Below are 280 nucleotides of genomic sequence, written 5' to 3'. Positions count from 1 at the left end.
CGGAACTCGACCCGATCGCGGCTCGACAGCGCGACCTTGGTGTCGGAGACGGCGCGGTAGAGCGCGAAGCCGAGATCGTGGTCGACGATGGTGATGAAATCGTGCAGCGGCGCCGGATCGAGCGCGGTGCGCGCCAGCTGCTGCAATTCGCGCAAATCGCCATTGCCCCGCATCATCGCGAGCTGGTGCCAGCGGGCAAGGCTCGAATAATAGTGATTGGGGATCGGCAGCACTTTGTCGAACGAGCGGTAGTTGGTGCCCTTGCCGAGCCGTGGCGAGA

1 protein-coding gene is annotated in these 280 nt (G+C 64.3%); it reads right to left on the bottom strand.

Annotated elements, in window-relative coordinates; translation table 11 throughout:
• Positions 1 to 280: hypothetical protein (locus ACP7FG_RS12995; protein WP_439226625.1), on the bottom strand; the 280-nt coding region annotated here is incomplete at both ends.

The sequence above is a fragment of the Idiomarina sp. ST10R2A5 genome (genome assembly GCF_051842325.1).
GTDB lineage: Bacteria > Pseudomonadota > Gammaproteobacteria > Enterobacterales > Alteromonadaceae > Idiomarina > Idiomarina abyssalis.
The sequence above is the reverse complement of the archived record's forward strand: the minus strand, read 5'-3'. Positions and strand labels throughout refer to the sequence as shown.